The organism is Planococcus sp. ANT_H30, assembly GCF_008369335.1.
Taxonomy (GTDB): domain Bacteria; phylum Bacillota; class Bacilli; order Bacillales_A; family Planococcaceae; genus Planococcus; species Planococcus kocurii.
In genome coordinates this window covers 14,481-32,964 of record NZ_VOBJ01000006.1, presented here as the reverse complement: position 1 = coordinate 32,964, position 18,484 = coordinate 14,481, and the positions used below count along the sequence as shown (strand labels likewise).

The 18,484-nt window shown below is 35.7% G+C and carries 16 protein-coding genes and 1 other annotated feature; of the genes, 4 read left to right on the top strand and 12 right to left on the bottom strand.

Annotated features, from left to right (window positions below):
- Positions 1 to 55: 55 nt before the first annotated feature.
- The 3 genes from FQ085_RS12810 to FQ085_RS12800 form a co-directional block, all read right to left on the bottom strand.
- Positions 56 to 556: a GNAT family N-acetyltransferase gene (locus FQ085_RS12810; protein WP_316834412.1), complete on the bottom strand. Its 501-nt coding sequence runs from the start codon at positions 554 to 556 to the stop codon at positions 56 to 58.
- A gap of 23 nt (positions 557 to 579) precedes the next feature.
- Positions 580 to 1,299, bottom strand: a complete 720-nt coding sequence (locus FQ085_RS12805) for a nucleotidyltransferase domain-containing protein (protein ID WP_149456781.1) — start codon at positions 1,297 to 1,299, stop codon at positions 580 to 582.
- Between the two features lie 74 nt (positions 1,300 to 1,373).
- Complete coding sequence (locus tag FQ085_RS12800; protein ID WP_149456780.1) at positions 1,374 to 2,471, bottom strand: hypothetical protein; 1,098 nt, start codon at positions 2,469 to 2,471, stop codon at positions 1,374 to 1,376.
- Positions 2,472 to 2,624: 153 nt separating this feature from the next.
- On the opposite strand from FQ085_RS12800, the gene FQ085_RS12795 reads away from it, so the two are divergent.
- Positions 2,625 to 2,948 carry a hypothetical protein gene (locus FQ085_RS12795; RefSeq protein WP_149456779.1) on the top strand — a complete coding sequence of 108 codons (324 nt, stop codon included), beginning with the start codon at positions 2,625 to 2,627 and terminating at the stop codon, positions 2,946 to 2,948.
- An 806-nt stretch (positions 2,949 to 3,754) separates the two neighbouring features.
- Entirely contained in the window at positions 3,755 to 5,416 is a 1,662-nt protein-coding gene (locus tag FQ085_RS12790; RefSeq protein ID WP_149456778.1) for a M4 family metallopeptidase, read from the top strand.
- Between the two features lie 96 nt (positions 5,417 to 5,512).
- Here FQ085_RS12790 and FQ085_RS12785 read toward each other — a convergent pair whose 3' ends face one another.
- The 6 genes from FQ085_RS12785 to solA form a co-directional block, all read right to left on the bottom strand.
- Positions 5,513 to 6,007, bottom strand: coding sequence for a DinB family protein (locus FQ085_RS12785; protein ID WP_149456777.1), 495 nt, complete (start codon positions 6,005 to 6,007; stop codon positions 5,513 to 5,515).
- An 87-nt stretch (positions 6,008 to 6,094) separates the two neighbouring features.
- Complete coding sequence (locus FQ085_RS12780) at positions 6,095 to 6,538, bottom strand: hypothetical protein (RefSeq protein ID WP_149456776.1); 444 nt, start codon at positions 6,536 to 6,538, stop codon at positions 6,095 to 6,097.
- A gap of 281 nt (positions 6,539 to 6,819) precedes the next feature.
- Positions 6,820 to 7,962 carry an SH3 domain-containing protein gene (locus FQ085_RS12775; protein ID WP_149456775.1) on the bottom strand — a complete coding sequence of 381 codons (1,143 nt, stop codon included), beginning with the start codon at positions 7,960 to 7,962 and terminating at the stop codon, positions 6,820 to 6,822.
- A gap of 277 nt (positions 7,963 to 8,239) precedes the next feature.
- On the bottom strand, positions 8,240 to 9,178 hold the full coding sequence (locus FQ085_RS12770) for a magnesium transporter CorA family protein (protein ID WP_149456774.1): 939 nt from the start codon (positions 9,176 to 9,178) through the stop codon (positions 8,240 to 8,242).
- Between the two features lie 531 nt (positions 9,179 to 9,709).
- On the bottom strand, positions 9,710 to 10,189 hold the full coding sequence (locus FQ085_RS12765; protein ID WP_149456773.1) for a hypothetical protein: 480 nt from the start codon (positions 10,187 to 10,189) through the stop codon (positions 9,710 to 9,712).
- A 523-nt stretch (positions 10,190 to 10,712) separates the two neighbouring features.
- On the bottom strand, positions 10,713 to 11,840 hold the full coding sequence (solA, locus tag FQ085_RS12760; protein ID WP_149456772.1) for an N-methyl-L-tryptophan oxidase: 1,128 nt from the start codon (positions 11,838 to 11,840) through the stop codon (positions 10,713 to 10,715).
- A 447-nt stretch (positions 11,841 to 12,287) separates the two neighbouring features.
- Positions 12,288 to 12,513, top strand: a binding site (T-box leader).
- Between the two features lie 57 nt (positions 12,514 to 12,570).
- Between solA and FQ085_RS12755 the strand changes: the two genes are divergently transcribed.
- Entirely contained in the window at positions 12,571 to 13,941 is a 1,371-nt protein-coding gene (locus tag FQ085_RS12755) for an amino acid permease (RefSeq protein WP_149456771.1), read from the top strand.
- Between the two features lie 657 nt (positions 13,942 to 14,598).
- Here FQ085_RS12755 and FQ085_RS12750 read toward each other — a convergent pair.
- Entirely contained in the window at positions 14,599 to 15,249 is a 651-nt protein-coding gene (locus FQ085_RS12750; RefSeq protein ID WP_149456770.1) for a hypothetical protein, read from the bottom strand.
- A gap of 1,604 nt (positions 15,250 to 16,853) precedes the next feature.
- Between FQ085_RS12750 and FQ085_RS12745 the strand changes: the two genes are divergently transcribed.
- Positions 16,854 to 17,120, top strand: coding sequence for a SunI/YnzG family protein (locus FQ085_RS12745; protein ID WP_149456769.1), 267 nt, complete (start codon positions 16,854 to 16,856; stop codon positions 17,118 to 17,120).
- 270 nt (positions 17,121 to 17,390) lie between these two features.
- On the opposite strand, the gene FQ085_RS12740 is transcribed toward FQ085_RS12745, so the two are convergent.
- Positions 17,391 to 17,570 carry an ABC transporter permease gene (locus tag FQ085_RS12740; protein ID WP_149456768.1) on the bottom strand — a complete coding sequence of 60 codons (180 nt, stop codon included), beginning with the start codon at positions 17,568 to 17,570 and terminating at the stop codon, positions 17,391 to 17,393.
- Positions 17,571 to 17,658: 88 nt separating this feature from the next.
- Positions 17,659 to 17,988: a GNAT family N-acetyltransferase gene (locus FQ085_RS12735; RefSeq protein ID WP_149456767.1), complete on the bottom strand. Its 330-nt coding sequence runs from the start codon at positions 17,986 to 17,988 to the stop codon at positions 17,659 to 17,661.
- Positions 17,989 to 18,484 lie beyond the last annotated feature (496 nt).

Genomic DNA, 18,484 nt, shown 5'->3' with positions numbered 1-18,484 from the left:
TTAATCTCAATAGCTTCTGTATCTACCCCTTTACTCGTTAAGCTTTATCATTATCTCAAGTATCAGACAAGCCTTTGTAAAAGCTAGGTTTTTTCACCATCGTAATAAAATCTGTGAAATTTGTACTAAATTCATTAACTTGAATAAACCCAAGTTTTTTGTATAAATAAATGGCTCTCTGGTTAAATTTCGCTACAGTCAATCGAATAGAATGACTATGATAATATTCTTCGATGAATTTAACAATATATGAGCAGAACTCATATCCGTTACCTCTTCCTACTAGTTGAGGATTCATCCCTAATCCCATATCAACAAGGGGTTCTTCGTATACTTTGAACTTTTTCCCACTTGGAATTTGGGCGCTTTTACCGGTACAGAAGAAACCGATTAACTCGCTTAAATCATTGGTGATAGCAAAGTATGAACCATCCATCATTTCGGCCAGTGTCTCTTGCGTTAACTTATTGTTGTAAAAATCATAAGGAGAATCATACTCCCATTTCAATATTTCAACCGCTATTTTCCCATTCATGGCTACATGGTCTAACTTCACGTTCAGCACCTCTGTCATTCTCATTAACTTTTACCCGAAGAAAAACCTTCAAATAACCGTCCTCCATAAGGCAGTAAGACTTCGTCAACCAGTTGGATAATTTTTTGTTTGTTGTCATTTTTATAAAATTCCTCAAAAGCCTCAATAAAATAATTAGCAAATTCACAATCATAGTGTCTCAACGATCGAATTATCCATTTTGACGAACCACTCCATTGCTTGTTCGTTCGTAGTACAAATTCACTTACGAGTTCAGCTATAGCGCCAGCAGTAAAGATCGCTTCGGCTCGGTCATGACAGCCGATAAAGTCATCGAGTAAGTCGGTAATAATGTATCGTTTAGTATCGATGATTTGGGTTGGCCATTCTTTCGGACCCCTATCTAGTAATACCTCCGCTTCTGCTTTTACTCGCTCAATAATTCCATTGTCTTTTAAAACCACCCCTTCGGCTACCATCCTAGGCATTGAAGGTCTAGCTCTTTCGCAATCACTTGAAAAGTACTCCTTATACGAAGTCAAATTATGAACAAATACTTCAATATTCCAACCAAAATCGATAAATGATTCTCGGTAAGAAGAACGTAACTGATGATCGAATACCACAATATCAAGATCAGATGTTGCTGTCGCCTCACCACGAATTACACTTCCTGCGAGCAATGCTGCATCACAGGAGGGATGATTCTTTTCCACAAATTGCTTAGCTGCGTTAATTGGATTCTCTTTATGATCCTTCTTCATTGTCTCAATACCTTCTTTCTGCGCAGTCTAAATCTATTAACAAATTAGACATGCAACGTGAACATAATTTTCTACTAAAATAAATTATTTCTTTGCTTGAAATACAAAAGTTCATCAATTTGAGAAGAGGCTAAATCCTTTAGCTCTTCACAAAATACCGGTAACCTCGCTTCGATTTCTTCCTTACTGCCATATCGAATTTTTGTTTCCTCAGCAAGATCCTTTGAAAGCAAACAAAAATGGCTATAAGCGGTTTCCAGTAATTGAAGCAACTGCTCTCCTCTCACTTCACTAGCAATTTGTCGATTGCCGGCACTATAACCGGTTATATATCCTTGCGCAACCAACTTTAATTTAGCCGCACATGTTGAAAATTGATGTCTGCTGTAACGAGGTGTATCCGAGAGAGCGATAAAAAATGTCTCGTAGAGATTCATAAAGTTGCCGGCCATTCCTCTTGAATAATAGATACTAGGATAAGGGTCAATTAGACATAACCCATTTTCATCAATCAAAATATTTTCTGGCGAAGCATCTTGATTAACAAGTTGCGGTTTCGTAAATGCTTTTTTTCTACTAGTCACAGCTAATTGAAGTGCTTTACTAACCACACTGTCTTTAAACTTCGGATGTGCAAAGCAAAGCGTTTGATAATCTGCTAAATGCTCCTTGCTTTCTTCTTTCAAAAATTCGTGTACATCTCCATTTAATGTGCCTTTTAGTCCATTTTCTTCTGACCAAGTTAGATAACCAAAACCACTCAATCCATGTGGAACATCTTCTGTTTTACGTTGGATTGATCCGACTTTACTGCCTATCTGAAAAGCCGCTTTTTCTGTCATACTGTGTAAATCAATTTGTTTTCCTCTAAATGTTTCTAATGTGTAAGTCAGCTCAGACGACACATGGAATTTAAAAAAATCCGGTGCCGCCCCTTTTTGAGCTTTATTTACAGCCCAGTAGTAGAGTTCAGTGCCTGCATACTCTGCTTTAAATGCCTCTTCATCAAACGAGACAGATTTTCCATAAGCAATCGCTTTTGGAATTCGAAGCACTAATTTTTTTTCTTCTCTACATACTTTCCAGGCATAATGCCAGGCTCCTTCACCGAGAAAACTCGCTCGGTTGACTCCAGCATGCACCAATGCTGCTTGTAATTTAACTTCAATCATTTCTTCTCTCCCTTTCTTTTTTTCACGGCATTACTAGAGGCTCTAGTTAATCTGCTTAATATTCTGTTTTCTTGAAACCTTTTTTCTATTGTAACGTAAAGAATAACTAAATAGATTAACATTTATTACAAAAACTATAAAATGGAGGTAGCTATGAAAAAAATATTCATAATTCTTTTAACCCTTTCGACTATCGCATTTGGCAATTGGGCAAGTGCCTTTGCTCTACAACTAGCTTTCTTAGATATTGCAATCCCATTCGCAGGGTTGGCCTTAGCCCTCGTCTACTTTTTTAAATCTAAGGGTGGGATGACGAGTCGTCAATTAGATATGTCAATTCAAGGACAAACAGGAATTCGAATGGAACAGAAAGTTCACGTATCAGAAAGGTCTTATATTTTTATTGGTTCAGTCCTATACTTCGTATTAGCACTCGGATTTACTTTCTATACGTACCGAGAGTATTTCTTGACTTGACTAAATGTATCCGTTCATAAATTAAAAAAAGGACACCCGTTGTAGACATCTCTACTCCTTCTTAATATATTTACGACTTTAAAAGGCTCATAGAAAAAAGGATAGAATGGCTCATAAGTGAGCTGCTATCCTTCTTTTTTTCGTTTACGATCCGCTTTCATTAGTAAGCGACGCGTACCTGGTTTGTTCTATTGCTTTTTCTGTATAAATAAGCTCTCTTCAAAGTCACAAAATGTTATTTCCCTTCGTAGTACTCGTATAAATTACTATCCAAAATTTTACAAATTGCGATGGAGTTTAGTGAAATTAACTTTTGTTGAACCAAATCGTACACTCTCAAAATTTATTGTGCCTGAAACAATATCTCCAACCACGAACACAGTCGTACAGCAAATTCCCTGATTTCGATTCATGCAGAATTTTTTGAATAGCATGCCGATACTTAACGATTTTTTCCTTGCCATCAAGCCAAAAAAAATCATAGACATCTTGTTTCTCCTGTTTTTTAAAATTTATCTCGTAATGTACAGTGGAGGCTTTATATACATGAGTTAAAAAATAGATTTTTCAGTCTTTACTGCCTGTTTCATTATTTTACATTAACTTATCGAATACTTCCCTAATTTCCAACTTACATAGTCCTACAAATTATACATAATTCGTTTTCCTTTAACTTTTGGAAGTATAATTATCACTTTTTTGTGATGTTTAAAACACATAATCTACCCTATATATTCAGAAAAGTTAAAAAGTTATGCTGTTTACACCGAGCTTCGATGCCGGTAAAACGAGAAGGAGTGAATTTGATGAATAAGAAAAAATTACTAACTTTAAGTTTGGCAGCATCACTAGCGTTATCAGCAACAGCGGTTTCCGCAAATACGTTAACTCAGCAACAAACAGCAGAAAAAGTTCACATCAATAAAGAAACACAAATGCCTGATTTTATTGCTGGCGAACTTACGATGCCTTCTACTAAATCAGCAAAAGAAATTGTATTTGCCTATTTAGAAGAAAATCAGGAAACATATAAAATTGGTAAAAAGGAATTTTCAAGTTTTAAAACCCTTTCCGAGGAAAAAGACGAGCTTGGATTTACAAACTTAAAATTACAGCAAAAATTCAAAGGAGTTCCTGTTTTTGGATCTGAAATAAATGCGCACGTCGATCAGGATGGTGTTCTTACTTCAATTTCAGGTAACTTAGCACCTGAATTATTTGATAAAAAATCGTTGAAAAAAGGAGCTACGCTAAAAGCAGATACAGCGCTTAAAAACGCTAAAGCAGACTTAGCCAAAAAAATTGGCAATTCACCAGAGCTTGAATCTGAAGCAACACCAGAATTGGTTGTTTATGCCAAAGATGGACAAGCGAGTTTCGCTTATCGTATAGAATTTGAATTCTTATATCCAGAGCCCGGAAATTATCAATATTTTGTTGATGCTAAAACTGGACAAATAGTGGAATCCTACAACCAAATTCATGCTGCAAAACCATCATCTGGTGGACCTGGTATAACTGGCAGTAATACGATGGGTAGCGGAAAGGGCGTTCTAAGAGATGCTAAAACGTTCAATACTTTGACTAACAGCAATGGCTCTTACTTGGTTGATGGAACACGAGGAAACGGCATTTTAACTTACGATGCTAAAAACCGGACGCAGACTCCAGGAACTTTGTGGTTGGATAGCGACAATATTTATAACGCCGTGTATGACGGGGCTGCAGTTGATGCTCACGCCTATGCAGGCAATACTTATGACTATTTTAAAAACGTTCATGGCCGCAATAGTTACGATGGTAACGGAGCACAAGTAATTTCCACGGTCCATTACGGTCGCAGCTACAATAATGCTTTCTGGAGTGGTTCTCAAATGGTCTATGGTGACGGAGATGGCAACACTTTCATTCCATTATCTGGAGCGCTTGATGTTGTCGCTCACGAACTGACACATGCCGTAACAAACACAACTGCTGATTTGATTTATCAGAACGAGTCTGGTGCGATTAATGAGTCGATGTCTGACATTTTTGGAACACTTGTTGAATATCATTTTAATAACAACCCCGATTGGCAAGTTGGTGAAGATATTTATACGCCGAATGTTGCGGGTGACGCCTTACGCTCATTGAAAGACCCTACATTAAGTGGTGATCCTGATCATTATTCAAAGCGTTACACAGGTACAGGTGACAACGGCGGTGTTCATATCAACTCGGGAATAAGCAATAAAGCTGCTTACTTATTAGCGAATGGTGGAACGCATTATGGCGTTACTGTAACTGGTATTGGCAATAATAAATCGGGCGCTATTTATTACCGCACATTAACACAGTATTTAACACCAAATTCAAACTATAGTCATTACCGCGCTGCAACAATCCAAGCTGCAACTGACCTCTATGGAGCTTCAAGTACAGAAGTTACAAGTGTCAAAGCTGCGTTTACAGCTGTAGGAGTTAACTAATTTTAAAACACTATTATTTTAGAAACCCCCCAGCGGAATTTATTCCACTGGGGATTTGCTTTTTATTGCTAGAAGTAATTTACTCCTTACTTAGCTCTATAAAGATCTTTCTAATTCCTCTTGTTGACGTAAATGGTGGTGACTGTGCATACCGACTAATGCATACCATTCTTTGGCATTCAGCCAGCCAAATCCTCCGTGTTCAACTTTGTAATTGGGGTTAATCAAATCTACTTTCACCTCACATTGTTCTAGTCTTTCAATCAGCTCATTAATTCTATTTATAAGCTCTTCTTGGCTGTCAGAATTGTTGGGCGGTGCATTTACTTCATCTGGAAGTTTGATTTTAATAGGGGGAAATCCACCTCTTTGAACTAATTGCTCACCAAAAGGAGTTTTTCCTAGTAGTTGTTCTTGCTTTTGTTCGGCACAGGTCTCGACATGATCGAGATACTCGTGTGCTACTAAGATGATATGATCATACATTTGTCCGATCGACCAAACGCCTTTTCCTGAAATTTTCTTCAGTTGTTCAGGCGAGTATTTGCTTAAATCATTTCTGAAAGCATACAGAATTTCTTTTCCGCTCATTTTTACGACTCCTCCTTATAAGACATGTTATTTTTTGATAGAAAGCATAGATCTTGCAACTAACTATTAGTTTAGATTCCCATAGATTCACTTATAAAATCTCACAGAATCTTTATTTTTAAAACTATCCAACAGCACATAACCAAAAATCAGTCCGGCAATAGTAGGTAGCGTCGTGCCACTGTAAAGAATGAGATTGATATTCATATTAAATACCGGAGTCCAGCTTTCGCTATTTGGTAAGTAATGCATAAAAGAAAAGACTAAAATAACAAACACCGGCAAACCCACAGCAATAAATTTAATCCAATCAAATGAGTGATTCTGTCGTTCTTTTATCTCGAGAATAAATTTGGGTGTACGCAAAAGTAAACCAATAATTATTGGAAATAAAATAATGTAAGCTCGAAGTGGATAAAGAGTAAACGTCGTTTGCGATTTTGTAACTAATTGTTCTTGAAAGTACAGTCCTAAATAGATTAAAAATCCAATAACTAATGTCCAGATGAAATAGTAGAAAAATCGCTTCATAACTCTCCTGCCTTTCATTAGTAATACCTAATTCAATATACCTCTATATACATAATCAGAAGTGAGAAAGTTTCGTTTATTCAAACAAATTAATAAACCCAAAAATGTTTAAGCAATCCTTTGACAAAAAAATTAAGTAACGCTCGTTCAATGTAATATTGAACGAGCGTTACTTAATAAACAGTCCTATTAAGTAGAGAAAACTGAAAGATAAGCTATACATAACTAGTAATCAGTTTATTCTCTATCTCAATCTATTTGAATCCCAATCAACGCTCTTATTATTTATAACTCCGCAATTCATAGGATAGACGATTTTTAGAATCTTTTACTTTAATCAATCCATATCCTGGCGCAAAATAATAGTGAATCGTAAAAGATATATTAGTCATTTTTGTTTCAATGTGTACAACATTTTTAAATGTTCCTGCAGGTGTCGTGATTGTTTCCTTTGTACTGCGTAGGTACGCATTTCCAATCTGAACATCTTTATACGAATTCCAGTCAAAATCATAGAGAGCAGCAGCTTTGTTTTGAGTTAATGGCGCCGGAATATTGATCCAAATAAAGTCAGATTCTGGTGTCCCAATCTGAAAACTTTTTGGTGAAAATGATGTGTAAATAGAAGGAACTGTATAGCTATACTCTTTATTTTCAACAGAACTTCGAATATTCCCTTGTAACACATTTCCATCAAAATAATAGTTCATCCATTTGATGTTTGACGGGCGTAAGTCAGTAAATGAATTCAATGTTTGTAGGGTTGTTTCTTGTTTTTTTGCAGAAAATTGACTAGTTGGTGCATAACCCTTTATGGAACCACTTGTTACATACGACCAGTTGGATACTTGTGAATGAACATAGACTTCTTTGTTGTTATTTAGAGAACCTGTCTTCTTCCCACTTGTGGCCGCAGCATCTCGGAGTGTCACGTTAGTATTCGTATACTTTTTAATCGGCTTTGTATCAGTAATGGACTTGGAGTTAGCATAGCCTATCACATTCCCCGACTTTATGAGGGACCAACCACCTCCAACTACACCAAAATCTTCTACAATTACATGTTGTTTAAGAGTAGAGATGGTTTTTGAATTTGATGATTCCGTGTCTTTTATGATTAACCCACTTTTTGAGCTCACGATTTTAGTTTTACTGTTTGGAACAGTAAGGGAACTTGTCGCTACATACCCTTTTTTATTATTTGTTTGAACGTTAGACCATCCGCCTTTTACCGTATTTAAATGCGTTACTAAAGATCCTTTTGGCAAAGTACTTATGACACTTGCCTTTGGACTTGCGGATGTCCTGAATTGTGTCGTAACTTGTGTTTTCTTTGCTTCACGAACAGTAGTGGCTTCTATTACGGATGAAAACAAAGGGAATAGGATAAACAGTATGACGATAACACTTAATACTTTTTTCAATTTGACTTCTCCTCGATTCTAATTAGTTATTTAAACCTATTACTAAGTTCCTATATATTGTATCAATTGTTTTTAATTTAACAACTCCTGAATTTAAATATCAATCAGCATACTCAATGATTGCCAGAGTCATCCTAATAAAAACTAGAAAAGTTATTTCTAATGGATAGGCTTCAGTATTATTGCAAGATGACAAAACTTCCGTTAAAAAGGTCTCTTCATCTAAAAAACAGCCTGATTTTTGAAAATCGGCTGTTTTGTTCGCTATGTGTCGTTATTAGAAGATTCTTCTTTTCCACAATGCCCCCCCAATTAAGACAACCAAGATCAACGCTATTAAAAGTGTACTAATCCATGAAGTCGAATCAGTACCCATTGCAGGCAAATCTACATTCATCCCGTAAAAACTAAATACTAATGTTGGAAGAGTTAAAAACACAGTAAATAGCGTTAGCGTTTTCATCGTATTGTTCAATTCGTTTGATATGAGCGAAGAATATGAACTTGTGATGCTGTCCAAAATTCTCGTATACAATTCGGTCGTTTCAATCCCTTGATTGTTTTCTATTTTCACATCTTCTAAAAGATCTTTATCGTCTTCGTACAACTTGATCGAATGGATACGAAACAGTTTGGTTATGACGGTTGCATTTGACTTTAACGAGGTGAGAAAATACACCAAACTTTTCTCAATTTCCATTAGGTCATAAAGTTGCTTGTTTGTTAATGAGTCACGCAAGTTACTTTCTATTTTAAGGCGGTGCTTATTAAGGTGTTTTAAGTTGTCCAAATACTGGGTTGATATGGACAATAATACTTCTAAGGCAAATCGACTTTTCATTAAGGTGCTGACGTTTTTCTTAATGAGTCCGTTTAAAAAGTTACTTGGCTGCTGACAAACCGTGACGATGTAGTCGCTTCCTAAGATAATGCCGATGGGAATAGTGATATACGAATTAAACTGGTCGTTGGTCACATCGACGATTGGAAAGTCATTAATCAGCAATGTGCTATTCGTTTCTTCGTCATATTCAATACGAGCACTTTCTTCCAAATCTAATGGATCTTCTAAAAAATCCATTGGGATCTTACAAGAACGAGATACTTCCTCAAGTTCTTCTTTTGACGGTGCGGTAATATTGATCCAGCAATTACTTTCGAATTTTTTTATTGTTTTTAATATTCCATCCGGTGAGGATTTATAAATGGTTAACACGCTTTACTTCCTCTCTATTTTAATCGCACAGTTGTTGTCGATTTGGCTCTTATTTTAATACTAACCGCGTACCATAGAAAACGGTCTCACTTTCTTTTTAATTTTAGCAATAAAAAATAAAAAAAGCAGGTGTTCAAAAGAAAAAAGGAAAAGATGTCGAGCTTTCGACAGCTTTCCCTTTTTGTATGTTTGTTTAAATGAGTATAACCTACTGAAATGCCGACAGAGACTGAGCTACTTCTTTCAGTTGCGCTCAACTTCTATAAGCGAACTGTATTCTTTCTCCGTTCGCTATAATACTCTATCCAGCACCTATTACGTAGCAGATTAATAACAGTAAAATAAAAGTCAATGAATTTTAAAAAAAGCAGCAACTTTCCTATGAAGCTTCCTCCACCGTTGAATTTTTTTAAGTCATCAGAATGTCTCTACTTGCTTTAGGTGCTCTTCCGTATGGAATCGGTTCTGTATTTAAAAGTTTGCTTCCTACTCCTACGACATTCCTTGGCATATTTCGGAGTACGTTCACTATCAAAACTTAATATTCCAATCGGTTTTTAATTGAGTCAGCAAATCCTTTGGCGGATTTTTGATAAAATACGAAGTTCCTTCTTTGTCTACTTGAATCGTTCCATCTTGATAAAAGAGAAAAGGCAGAATATCCTCACCTTTACTGTTGACACTCGGTTTGTTGTAAAGCAACACACGGTAACTGCCTGACTGTTCTAGTGTAGCGGCTCTTTTTTGAATCTCTTTTTCGTTTGGTTCAAACAAATCTTTCCCATTTAACAGGTCAATCAACTCATTAGCCTTATCTTCACTTTTAACGAAAACCTCTTCATAGCCATCCGTTTTGACCAGTGAAGAAGCATCGGAAACCAAAATTCCCTCGTAACCTTTTGGATTTTCAATAACGAGCGTTTTTGAGACATTCGTATTTGAACATCCACTTACCAACAGAAAGAGTACAAAGGGGAAAAAAACTAAAAATAACTTATTCATCGCTTTCATACAAATCCTCCACTTATCGTATAGATGATTTTAGCATATCACTAATGGTAAAATTTACAATACTAATTATCACTTTGAGAAATGCCGTCTAAAAGGAGATAACTATTATCTCACTTTACGTCTCAAGTTAAACAGAAAAAAGGCTCATCTTTATCACTCAATTGAACCTTAAAATAAGAATTAGAATAACTATTAAACACAAGTAACTCAAGGCGAACAAAGCTTATGATCAAAACGATATACATTCTTTGTCATCCTAATTTGGATAGTCTTTTCCATTTACGAAATCAAGTTATCCTATTTCTGTCAAACTCCATTTAACATGACCATTTATACAACTCGCCACAAATTCTCCTTTTTTTAAAAAACAACTCACTCTTTTGAATGGATTGAAGCACAGACTCTATTCGTCAATTGGCATGATTTATTTGAATAGATTTTCCCAAACTTATAAGTAATGAAGAATGCGCTTAGCTCCTCTCTTTGCGCCTAAACACGAACTACGGTTGCATAGTTCAAAACTTTAGTTGAATCGATCCAGTGAAAATGGTGCAATGTTTTGTTCAGTCTTCCCAGAACTGATCAATTCACTCAAAATTTGACCAACGGCACTGCTGAATTTAAAGCCGTGTCCAGAAAAGCCTGCAGCAATAGCGACGTTTGAGTAGTCTGGATGTAAATCGATAATAAAATCTTCATCAGGAGTCAATGTATACATACATGTTTTTCCATACTTTAGTTTTTTTACTGAAGGCATATAATGATTTAAAAAGTTTCTTAGATCTGTTCTGTCTTCATCTAGCTGTCCAAATTCTGGGATGGATTTGTCTGGATCAATTGATTGTCCTCCATCGTGGCGGCCAACTTTTAATCCGGAACCATCAATGCTCGGAAAACCATAATAGAATCCTTGAGATGTCGCAAACGTAAAAGCTGGAAAATTCGTATGATTGTATAGATTTTCGCCAGCATCAAACCAAGCAAATGTTTTTCTTACTGGATTTAACGGCAGATTTAACCCCAACATGGAAAGAAGGTCTTGAGACCATGCGCCTGCTGAAATCACCAAAGCATCCGAGCTAAAAGTCTGAGCCTCAGTTTTGACGGTAACTCTTTGATCATGAACCGATAATTCGTTCACTTTACTATCCGTCAAAAGTGTAGCACCGTGCTGCTCTGCAAGTGTTCTATATGCTCTAATACACGACTCGCATTTTAGTATGCCGGATGCAGGTTCAAAACATCCGATGTACTTGGCAGGTATCGTTATGCCGGGCCAACGTTTGTTCACTTCAGGTGAGGCTAGAGTCTCAAGTGGTAACGAATAGGTTTTTGAACTCGAGATGATGTTCTGGATAAAATCAGTTTTTTCATGGCCAACGTTTAACACACCAGTGGCAGAAAATAATGATATTCCCGTCATTTCCTCTAAGTCGTTCCATAATTTTTGAGCCTGAAGTGCCAAAGGGACGTATTCTCCACCTTCTCCATATGCATGCCGAATGATTCTTGTTTCCCCGTGATGACTTCCTTTATTGTGCGGAGGGCTAAAAGAATCTAGTAATAACATTTTCTTTCCACTCTTTGCTAAAAAATAACCTGCTGCCATTCCCATCGATCCTGCTCCAATTACAATTACGTCATAATGCATCGCACGTCCACTCCCATCAAAAAAGTAGTAAAGATCAGGTACTGGATTGTCTTTCTAGCTTTTCGATCAGCTAGAAAACTGAATCAGCAATCGACAAATTGAAAAAACTTCCCTATTATCAGAATACGAGTACGGCCATATTAAATCAAACCGCTATCGCATACAGCAATTCAGTAAATAGCGCTAGATACACATATACCCATCTGTTGTGTATTTCTCTAACAGTCCTCACTATTCTTTCTTTATAAATAAGGTAGTTTTTAAATTGCGTAATTTGTCACAAAAACTAGAAAGTAGGTTACCTTTTTTATATTCAACGCTTAAAAAACATCTCTGAAATTCACATGATGTCTTTGTTTAAAATTATTTTAAAATAAATGATTGACAAGATTAGAAGCTGTAAGTATAGTGTTGAATAACAGTTAAAACTTTTCTTATATAGTTTAAAGAAACGCGATGAGTAGGAGTAGTAAAAGTGTATTAGTTGGTCAAGAGAGCTGCGGGTTGGTGCAACGTAGTCCACTAATTCTTTGAACTTGCCTAGGAGTGGTAAAGCACATAGAGCTATCTATACGCTTTAACGATTCACCTCCGTTACAAGGTGGTCAAGTAGGGTTCATAAAGAACCAATTAGAGTGGTACCGCGGTTTGCACAAGGCATGTCGTCTCTTCTTTCATGTACTCATGAAGGAACAGACGGCATGCCTTTTATATTTTAGGAGGTAAGAAAATGGAAAACAATAACGAGAAATTGCAGAGAACGATGACATCACGTCATATCATGATGATGGCATTGGGTGGTGCTATTGGCGCCGGATTATTTAAAGGGAGCAGTGCAGCCATTGATATGGCAGGTCCAGCCGTACTTATTGCGTATTTAATAGGTGGTATTATTCTATTATTTGTTATGCAGGGCTTAGCAGAAATGGCCGTCCGCAACAGCGAAGCAAGAACTTTTAGAGATTTGGTGCAATCGATTTTAGGAAAATATCCTGCTTATTTTCTGGACTGGATCTATTGGAAGATGTGGGTATTAAATATCGCAGCTGAATCAGTAGTTGCAGCTATTTTCATTCAATATTGGTTACCTAATTATCCGATTTGGATACTCGCATTATCTGTTTCCATATTGGTTACAGTCATAAACTTGTTATCCGTAAAAGTATTCGCGGAAACAGAATACTGGCTGGCATTAATCAAAATTGCTGTTATCGTAGTGTTCATTGTAGCTGGGTTAATCCTATTACTCGTCACGTTTGGTAACCACACAGCTATTGGTTTTTCTAACTTAACAGACCATGGTGGTTTTTTGCCGAATGGACCCTCCGGTTTAGTCGCCGCTATGCTTGTTGTGATTTATTCTTATGGAGGAACTGAAATTATTGGTATTACATTAGCCGAAACCAAAAATCCAGAAAAGGCTGTACCAAAAGCTGTAGGTGGCACACTTGTACGCATCATTTCCTTTTATTTACTTCCATTTTTTATTATTGTCAGCTTAATTCCTTGGAATGAAGTAAACGGAGTACCGGAAAGTCCGTTTGTTATGGTATTTAAGATGATTGGTGTACCAGGCGCTGATCATATTATGAATGCCGTTGTCATACTCGCTATTATTTCATCTATGAATTCGGGCTTGTATGGCTCATCGCGCGTCCTGTATACGCAAGCTGCAGATGGTCGTATTCCTAAAATCTTTGCACATTTATCAAAAAGGAAAGTACCCGTCTACGCCATATTCATGTGTACAGTTGCTTTATATGCGGGTGTCATTATTTCTTTATTTGCAGGCAGTAAAACCTTTGAGTTCTTAATGGGCTCACTTGGCTATACCGTATTATTTATTTGGCTAATCATTGCGGTTGCACACCTAAAATCCCGAAAAATACATCCAGAAAAAACGAGTGCCTACGCAGTAAAATGGTTCCCCTACACAACCTGGGCAGCCATCATCGCTTTGAGCGCTATTCTTATTGGAATTGTTGCCACAACTCCTATAGTCATTACAGGTGTTACATTAAGCATTTATATCTTTATTACGTTAACATATATCTTCAAAGGTCGTTTTCATGAAGATAAAAGTGAAAACCAAATTTTGTAAAGGAACTGATGGAGCGTTCTTTTCGTCAATGACTTTGTTAAAAAACTTGCGATTTTCACTGTTTAAAATCCGATTCTCTATAAAATTATTATTCGTTAATTTTGACATTAATGAAAGATTTGAATATTTGTGTTAAAATTCAAATTAATCAACTAATTGAGCTTGAGAGTACTGCTTTTTGTAAATTAAAATACAATTATTCAACCAATTCACTGAAAGGACGTGCTTAACGGATGTGGATTTTTGTCATTCCGATAACTTCTCTATTGGCTTTCGGAGGATTTATAGAATGGAAACGTAAGAGAAGAAATGATTTCACTTATAAAGTGAGCAATCCCCACACGCGACCTGGAGAAAGTACAAATTTTAAAATGGGCGATAATAATTATACTAGTGGTGGAGAGTAAGTTCTATTTTCTTCATAATAGGCTCATTACTGGAGCAACAAAAGCGTATTCGAAGAAAATCGAATACGCTTTTGTATTGGTCTTCACTGTAATACTAAAAGATTTTTCGTAAAATATACTTTGCAGACAAAAGAGAAAGAAGATGCTGATCAAAGTCTATTTTTTTCTTTCTATTCGAATAGCTTCCAATCGACTGCGATATGTAAATCCCAATTTATTGGAATTCAATATGCGTCTTCACCATGACCTTCTACAATACACGTTCCCCTTCATTATCTATCAATTTGAAATGGATATCAGTCGATGTTCCTCCACCAATATGTTCTTGGACATCTGTTACGTCGAGTAATTCATTTAAATGCACAGTTTTTTCTTGATTAGCTTCTATAGTGATACGATACGGACCGGCTAAATTCATAAGCGACTCCAATTCTACAGTCTCTTCCATAAAAATAGTATCTATAAACTCTAATTCAAATGATACTGCCTCGTTACTCCGATTATGCAAGATAAAATTGCACTTACCATTCATCTTTTTATCTACCAACTCCAAATTACATTGGCCATTATTGTCATAAGATATTGCTGCAACCCCACTTGCTAACGTTTCTTGATACGCCGTGATAAGAAAACTGGGTAAAATTGCATATGCAAAGGCAACTAGAAATAGTATTCGAAATTGATATTTTTTTAAGCCTTTGAAAAGTAAAGTTAAAGCGGCGATAAACAAAATCGACCCTATTATTCCAAGTAAAAGATAACCATCTTGATTGAGGATTGGAAACGACATGAACGTAATACGTGCGTCTACCATTACATTATTTGGAAAAGGAAAAAACAAATACATGCATATAGCTAGAATAATAAACGAACTAAAGAGTGCTAATTTATTTTTTATCATCTATCCTTATTCTCCATTTTTGGACTCTCCTCTATAGTGTAAAAATATCTAATTTTCTCTATGACCAATTCAAGTATGTACACTTTTTTCCTATCATTTTATATACTGCTGTAATTACTTATTGATTTAACATCTTCTAATGATACAACCTCAAAACCTATAGCTTATTCTTTTTGTGCTATTCGTTAATTTACTCAGGTATTGTATCTCCTTCCATTAAATAAAGAAAATCAAATCTATGCCATCTTCAGAATCGCTTAAAAGTTCACTTGGCTATAGACAATAAAGAGAAAAAGCTGTCTTCCGCTGTGGCTCTTCCAATAATTGGTCAACTGTTAACTGACTATCTAATTGACCCAGATAATTATAAATCAGCGCAAATCTAGCTAAACTCTCGATTTTCTTCCTACTGTTTCCCTTTAATTTTACCATGTTAAACGGCCATTAAAAGAAAACTCTTTGTATGCCACTCTTAGCTAATATTCTATAAAGCAAAAAGCCATAGCTTTAACTACTTCGAATCATTTTTTCGGAATTTACTTAATCTGTACATAAGGTTTAAAAGAGCTTCTTTTTAGCATCATTCCTTCCGCCAAGTTGCATTATGTAACTATTTTTAGTCAGCTTAACTCATAAAATAACTTCATGACAAATACATTTCCCAAAAAATGACTTTAGAAGCTCCTTTTAAAAAGAGCGAATATTCCACCTTTATGAAACTTCACTCTTATTTTAGCGTATACAATAATAGAAGTAACCTAACATTTATTTCAAAAAATACAAAAAGGAGTGAAATGAAAACACTAACGAGTACTTTGCTAACTTTTCTATTTGTTCTTATTGCTTAATACAAAAGTCTTGAAAACAATTAATTTCATTGCAGACGGTATGCATTTCCTGCCGTTTACTTTTTTGGTCTTTATCCTGCTAATTCCAACTTCGATCAGGTATGAGGAATGGGACAGTACATTATCGGAACGCTTGATCTTTCAAGTAGTTGTCATGTCTGCGATCATGCTCCCTGTCCTTATTAACGCTATTGGTAGGGAGATAAAGAGTACGTCAGCAGTTCTGTCTTAATGGGCGGCTCGTTGGGTTGGACTCTAACCTTCACCCTTAATTCTGGTCGTAACTGGTGTTGCTATGAATGCATTTCTTAGTCCAGATACTCCAAATGTTTGTTCACTTAGGGATTTTATCGATCTTTTTAGAGGAGTACGCTATTAAATGCATTCGCCGTATCCTGTACTGGATGATTGTGCCTCCATTATTGATTTAATAGTCCTGATCTATTGCTTTACGACAATTGCAAAACAATTTGCTCAAAAAAAATAGATGCAAGCATCTTCTTTTACACAAATGAAGAATGCAAGAGTGAACGATAAAGTGAATGAACTAGCCCCAAATCACTTTACGCCTCATTCCCATTTGAGAACTTCAAAAAAGAAAGGAAAAGTTCGTATTAGCTGCTCTCCTTCTTTTTACTTCATTCTTTAAACAGTGAACTACTTTTGAAAAGTTATATTTGCAAGCTGAATACATGAATTTAACAATGGAATTTACCTTTCTATATATAAAACTGATTAATAAGGAGGTCGAATATTTTGTTTGAGATATTTGTAATAAAAGTTAATTCTGACATCGTCATTAAATGGCTTTTCTCAAAAGTAACAATTCCAATCGCTGATATTGTAGCCATTAGTACAGATGATACCTATGGCGGAAAAGAAAAGCAGGCAATAAGACTTGGAATGCCCTATGGCACGACAGATAGAGTGGTTATCATCACAAAGGAGAATATATACATTTTGTTTACAACCAATTATGTTTCGATACAAAAAAAACTCAACGCGTACATCAATTCATTTTAATAACTGGACTGTTAAAACCGTCGGCGCCTTTGCGCATTCGGTTTTTTGCGTTCTCAATCTATCGCCTAGCTTAATTTTGGCTAAAGGTTATGTGTGTAACGTGATCGTTTTATTAGAACATTTATTGCTAATCCTTAAACAACAGTGAATTGTGTGCATCTTATTACATTGAAAAACTCAAAAAATCCCTTCAACATCATTCTTATAAATTTAGTACAATTAGCACTACGGCACCTCAAAACTAGTCTCATCTGCTGTTTAAAAGATAATTTAAACTTCCTTATGATAGCTCTTTTTCTGCACAATCAATCCACCCCCAACACCAATTGCTATGAATATGGATGCTGTAACTAAACGAACTGCAAAACTGTCTGTTAAAAACAAATGATGGGCAGCTCTTTCTAAAATTGCGGCGAAGATCACTATCCAAACTACAGTCCATTTTTTCATAAATTATCCTCCTATTATTGTTTTCATTTCTTAAAACCGAATCCAACTTACCCCCATAAGTAATGTACAAACCTCAGCTTCTGGCTATTCATTTCAAATTCTTCATTATCAATCCCCCCACTTGTTTGAAATCGTTTTTCTCCAATACCTTTTGAGACGCTTGGTTAACAGTCGTCGTTTTTCCGCGTATTTGTTTTACACTTAAATCGGTTTTTAAAAGCAGCTTCAATGCCTGATTCCCAATTCCTTTTCCCACGTATTCTGCGCCTATTCTAAATCCAATATCCGCTATATTATTTCGTTTATCAATATCGACTAAGTTAACCCTACCTACAATTTCTCCAGAATTATTTTTGATCAGATAAAAATTAGAAAGGCCATTCTGTTGTTCTTTAGGTGTTGCCATTACTAACTCCATATTTTCACTCCGTCTCAACCTTTTTCAATCATTAAATTTAGTATGGATAAACATACTATGCCTTAACATATTTTGAATGCAACTTAATTTCACTTTTGTTACATTCAAATCCTAGTGTCAACCCACTGACTTCTTTTGGATATTATTGAGGATATGTTCAGATTTTATCTAATCTAATTAAAATCGAAACTCATACATTAAATATACTTAGACCTCCACACATTAGCTAGATAATTTTGGAAATATAAGCGTTCTTAAAAGTACGGTATCACGAACAGAAAAGGAGAAAAGATACGCTGCGTCCGGCTTCTTTTCTCTTCTAAATCTGCTTTCGATAGACAGGAATATGTAAACTAAAATAATTCGATATTTTTACTTTTAAATTTACGCATATTAATCAAATCTTTTTAACTATTCATTAAAAGTTTTGTTCATGACTTTCGGGATGTTTTCTAAAGAGCTATTCATTTGTCCGATAGCGTCTGTTCTAAACAAG

Excerpts from the sequence above, each read along its gene's own strand:
- FQ085_RS12755 (WP_149456771.1), top strand. The coding sequence starts at position 12,571 with ATGGAAAACAATAACGAGAAATTGCAGAGAACGATGACATCACGTCAT.
- solA (WP_149456772.1), bottom strand. The coding sequence starts at position 11,840 with ATGCATTATGACGTAATTGTAATTGGAGCAGGATCGATGGGAATGGCA.
- FQ085_RS12790 (WP_149456778.1), top strand. The coding sequence starts at position 3,755 with ATGAATAAGAAAAAATTACTAACTTTAAGTTTGGCAGCATCACTAGCG.
- FQ085_RS12735 (WP_149456767.1), bottom strand. The coding sequence starts at position 17,988 with ATGGAGTTAGTAATGGCAACACCTAAAGAACAACAGAATGGCCTTTCT.
- FQ085_RS12765 (WP_149456773.1), bottom strand. The coding sequence starts at position 10,189 with ATGAAAGCGATGAATAAGTTATTTTTAGTTTTTTTCCCCTTTGTACTC.
- FQ085_RS12750 (WP_149456770.1), bottom strand. The coding sequence starts at position 15,249 with ATGATAAAAAATAAATTAGCACTCTTTAGTTCGTTTATTATTCTAGCT.
- FQ085_RS12740 (WP_149456768.1), bottom strand. The coding sequence starts at position 17,570 with ATGAAAAAATGGACTGTAGTTTGGATAGTGATCTTCGCCGCAATTTTA.
- FQ085_RS12795 (WP_149456779.1), top strand. The coding sequence starts at position 2,625 with ATGAAAAAAATATTCATAATTCTTTTAACCCTTTCGACTATCGCATTT.
- FQ085_RS12785 (WP_149456777.1), bottom strand. The coding sequence starts at position 6,007 with ATGAGCGGAAAAGAAATTCTGTATGCTTTCAGAAATGATTTAAGCAAA.
- FQ085_RS12800 (WP_149456780.1), bottom strand. The coding sequence starts at position 2,471 with ATGATTGAAGTTAAATTACAAGCAGCATTGGTGCATGCTGGAGTCAAC.
- FQ085_RS12805 (WP_149456781.1), bottom strand. The coding sequence starts at position 1,299 with ATGAAGAAGGATCATAAAGAGAATCCAATTAACGCAGCTAAGCAATTT.
- FQ085_RS12780 (WP_149456776.1), bottom strand. The coding sequence starts at position 6,538 with ATGAAGCGATTTTTCTACTATTTCATCTGGACATTAGTTATTGGATTT.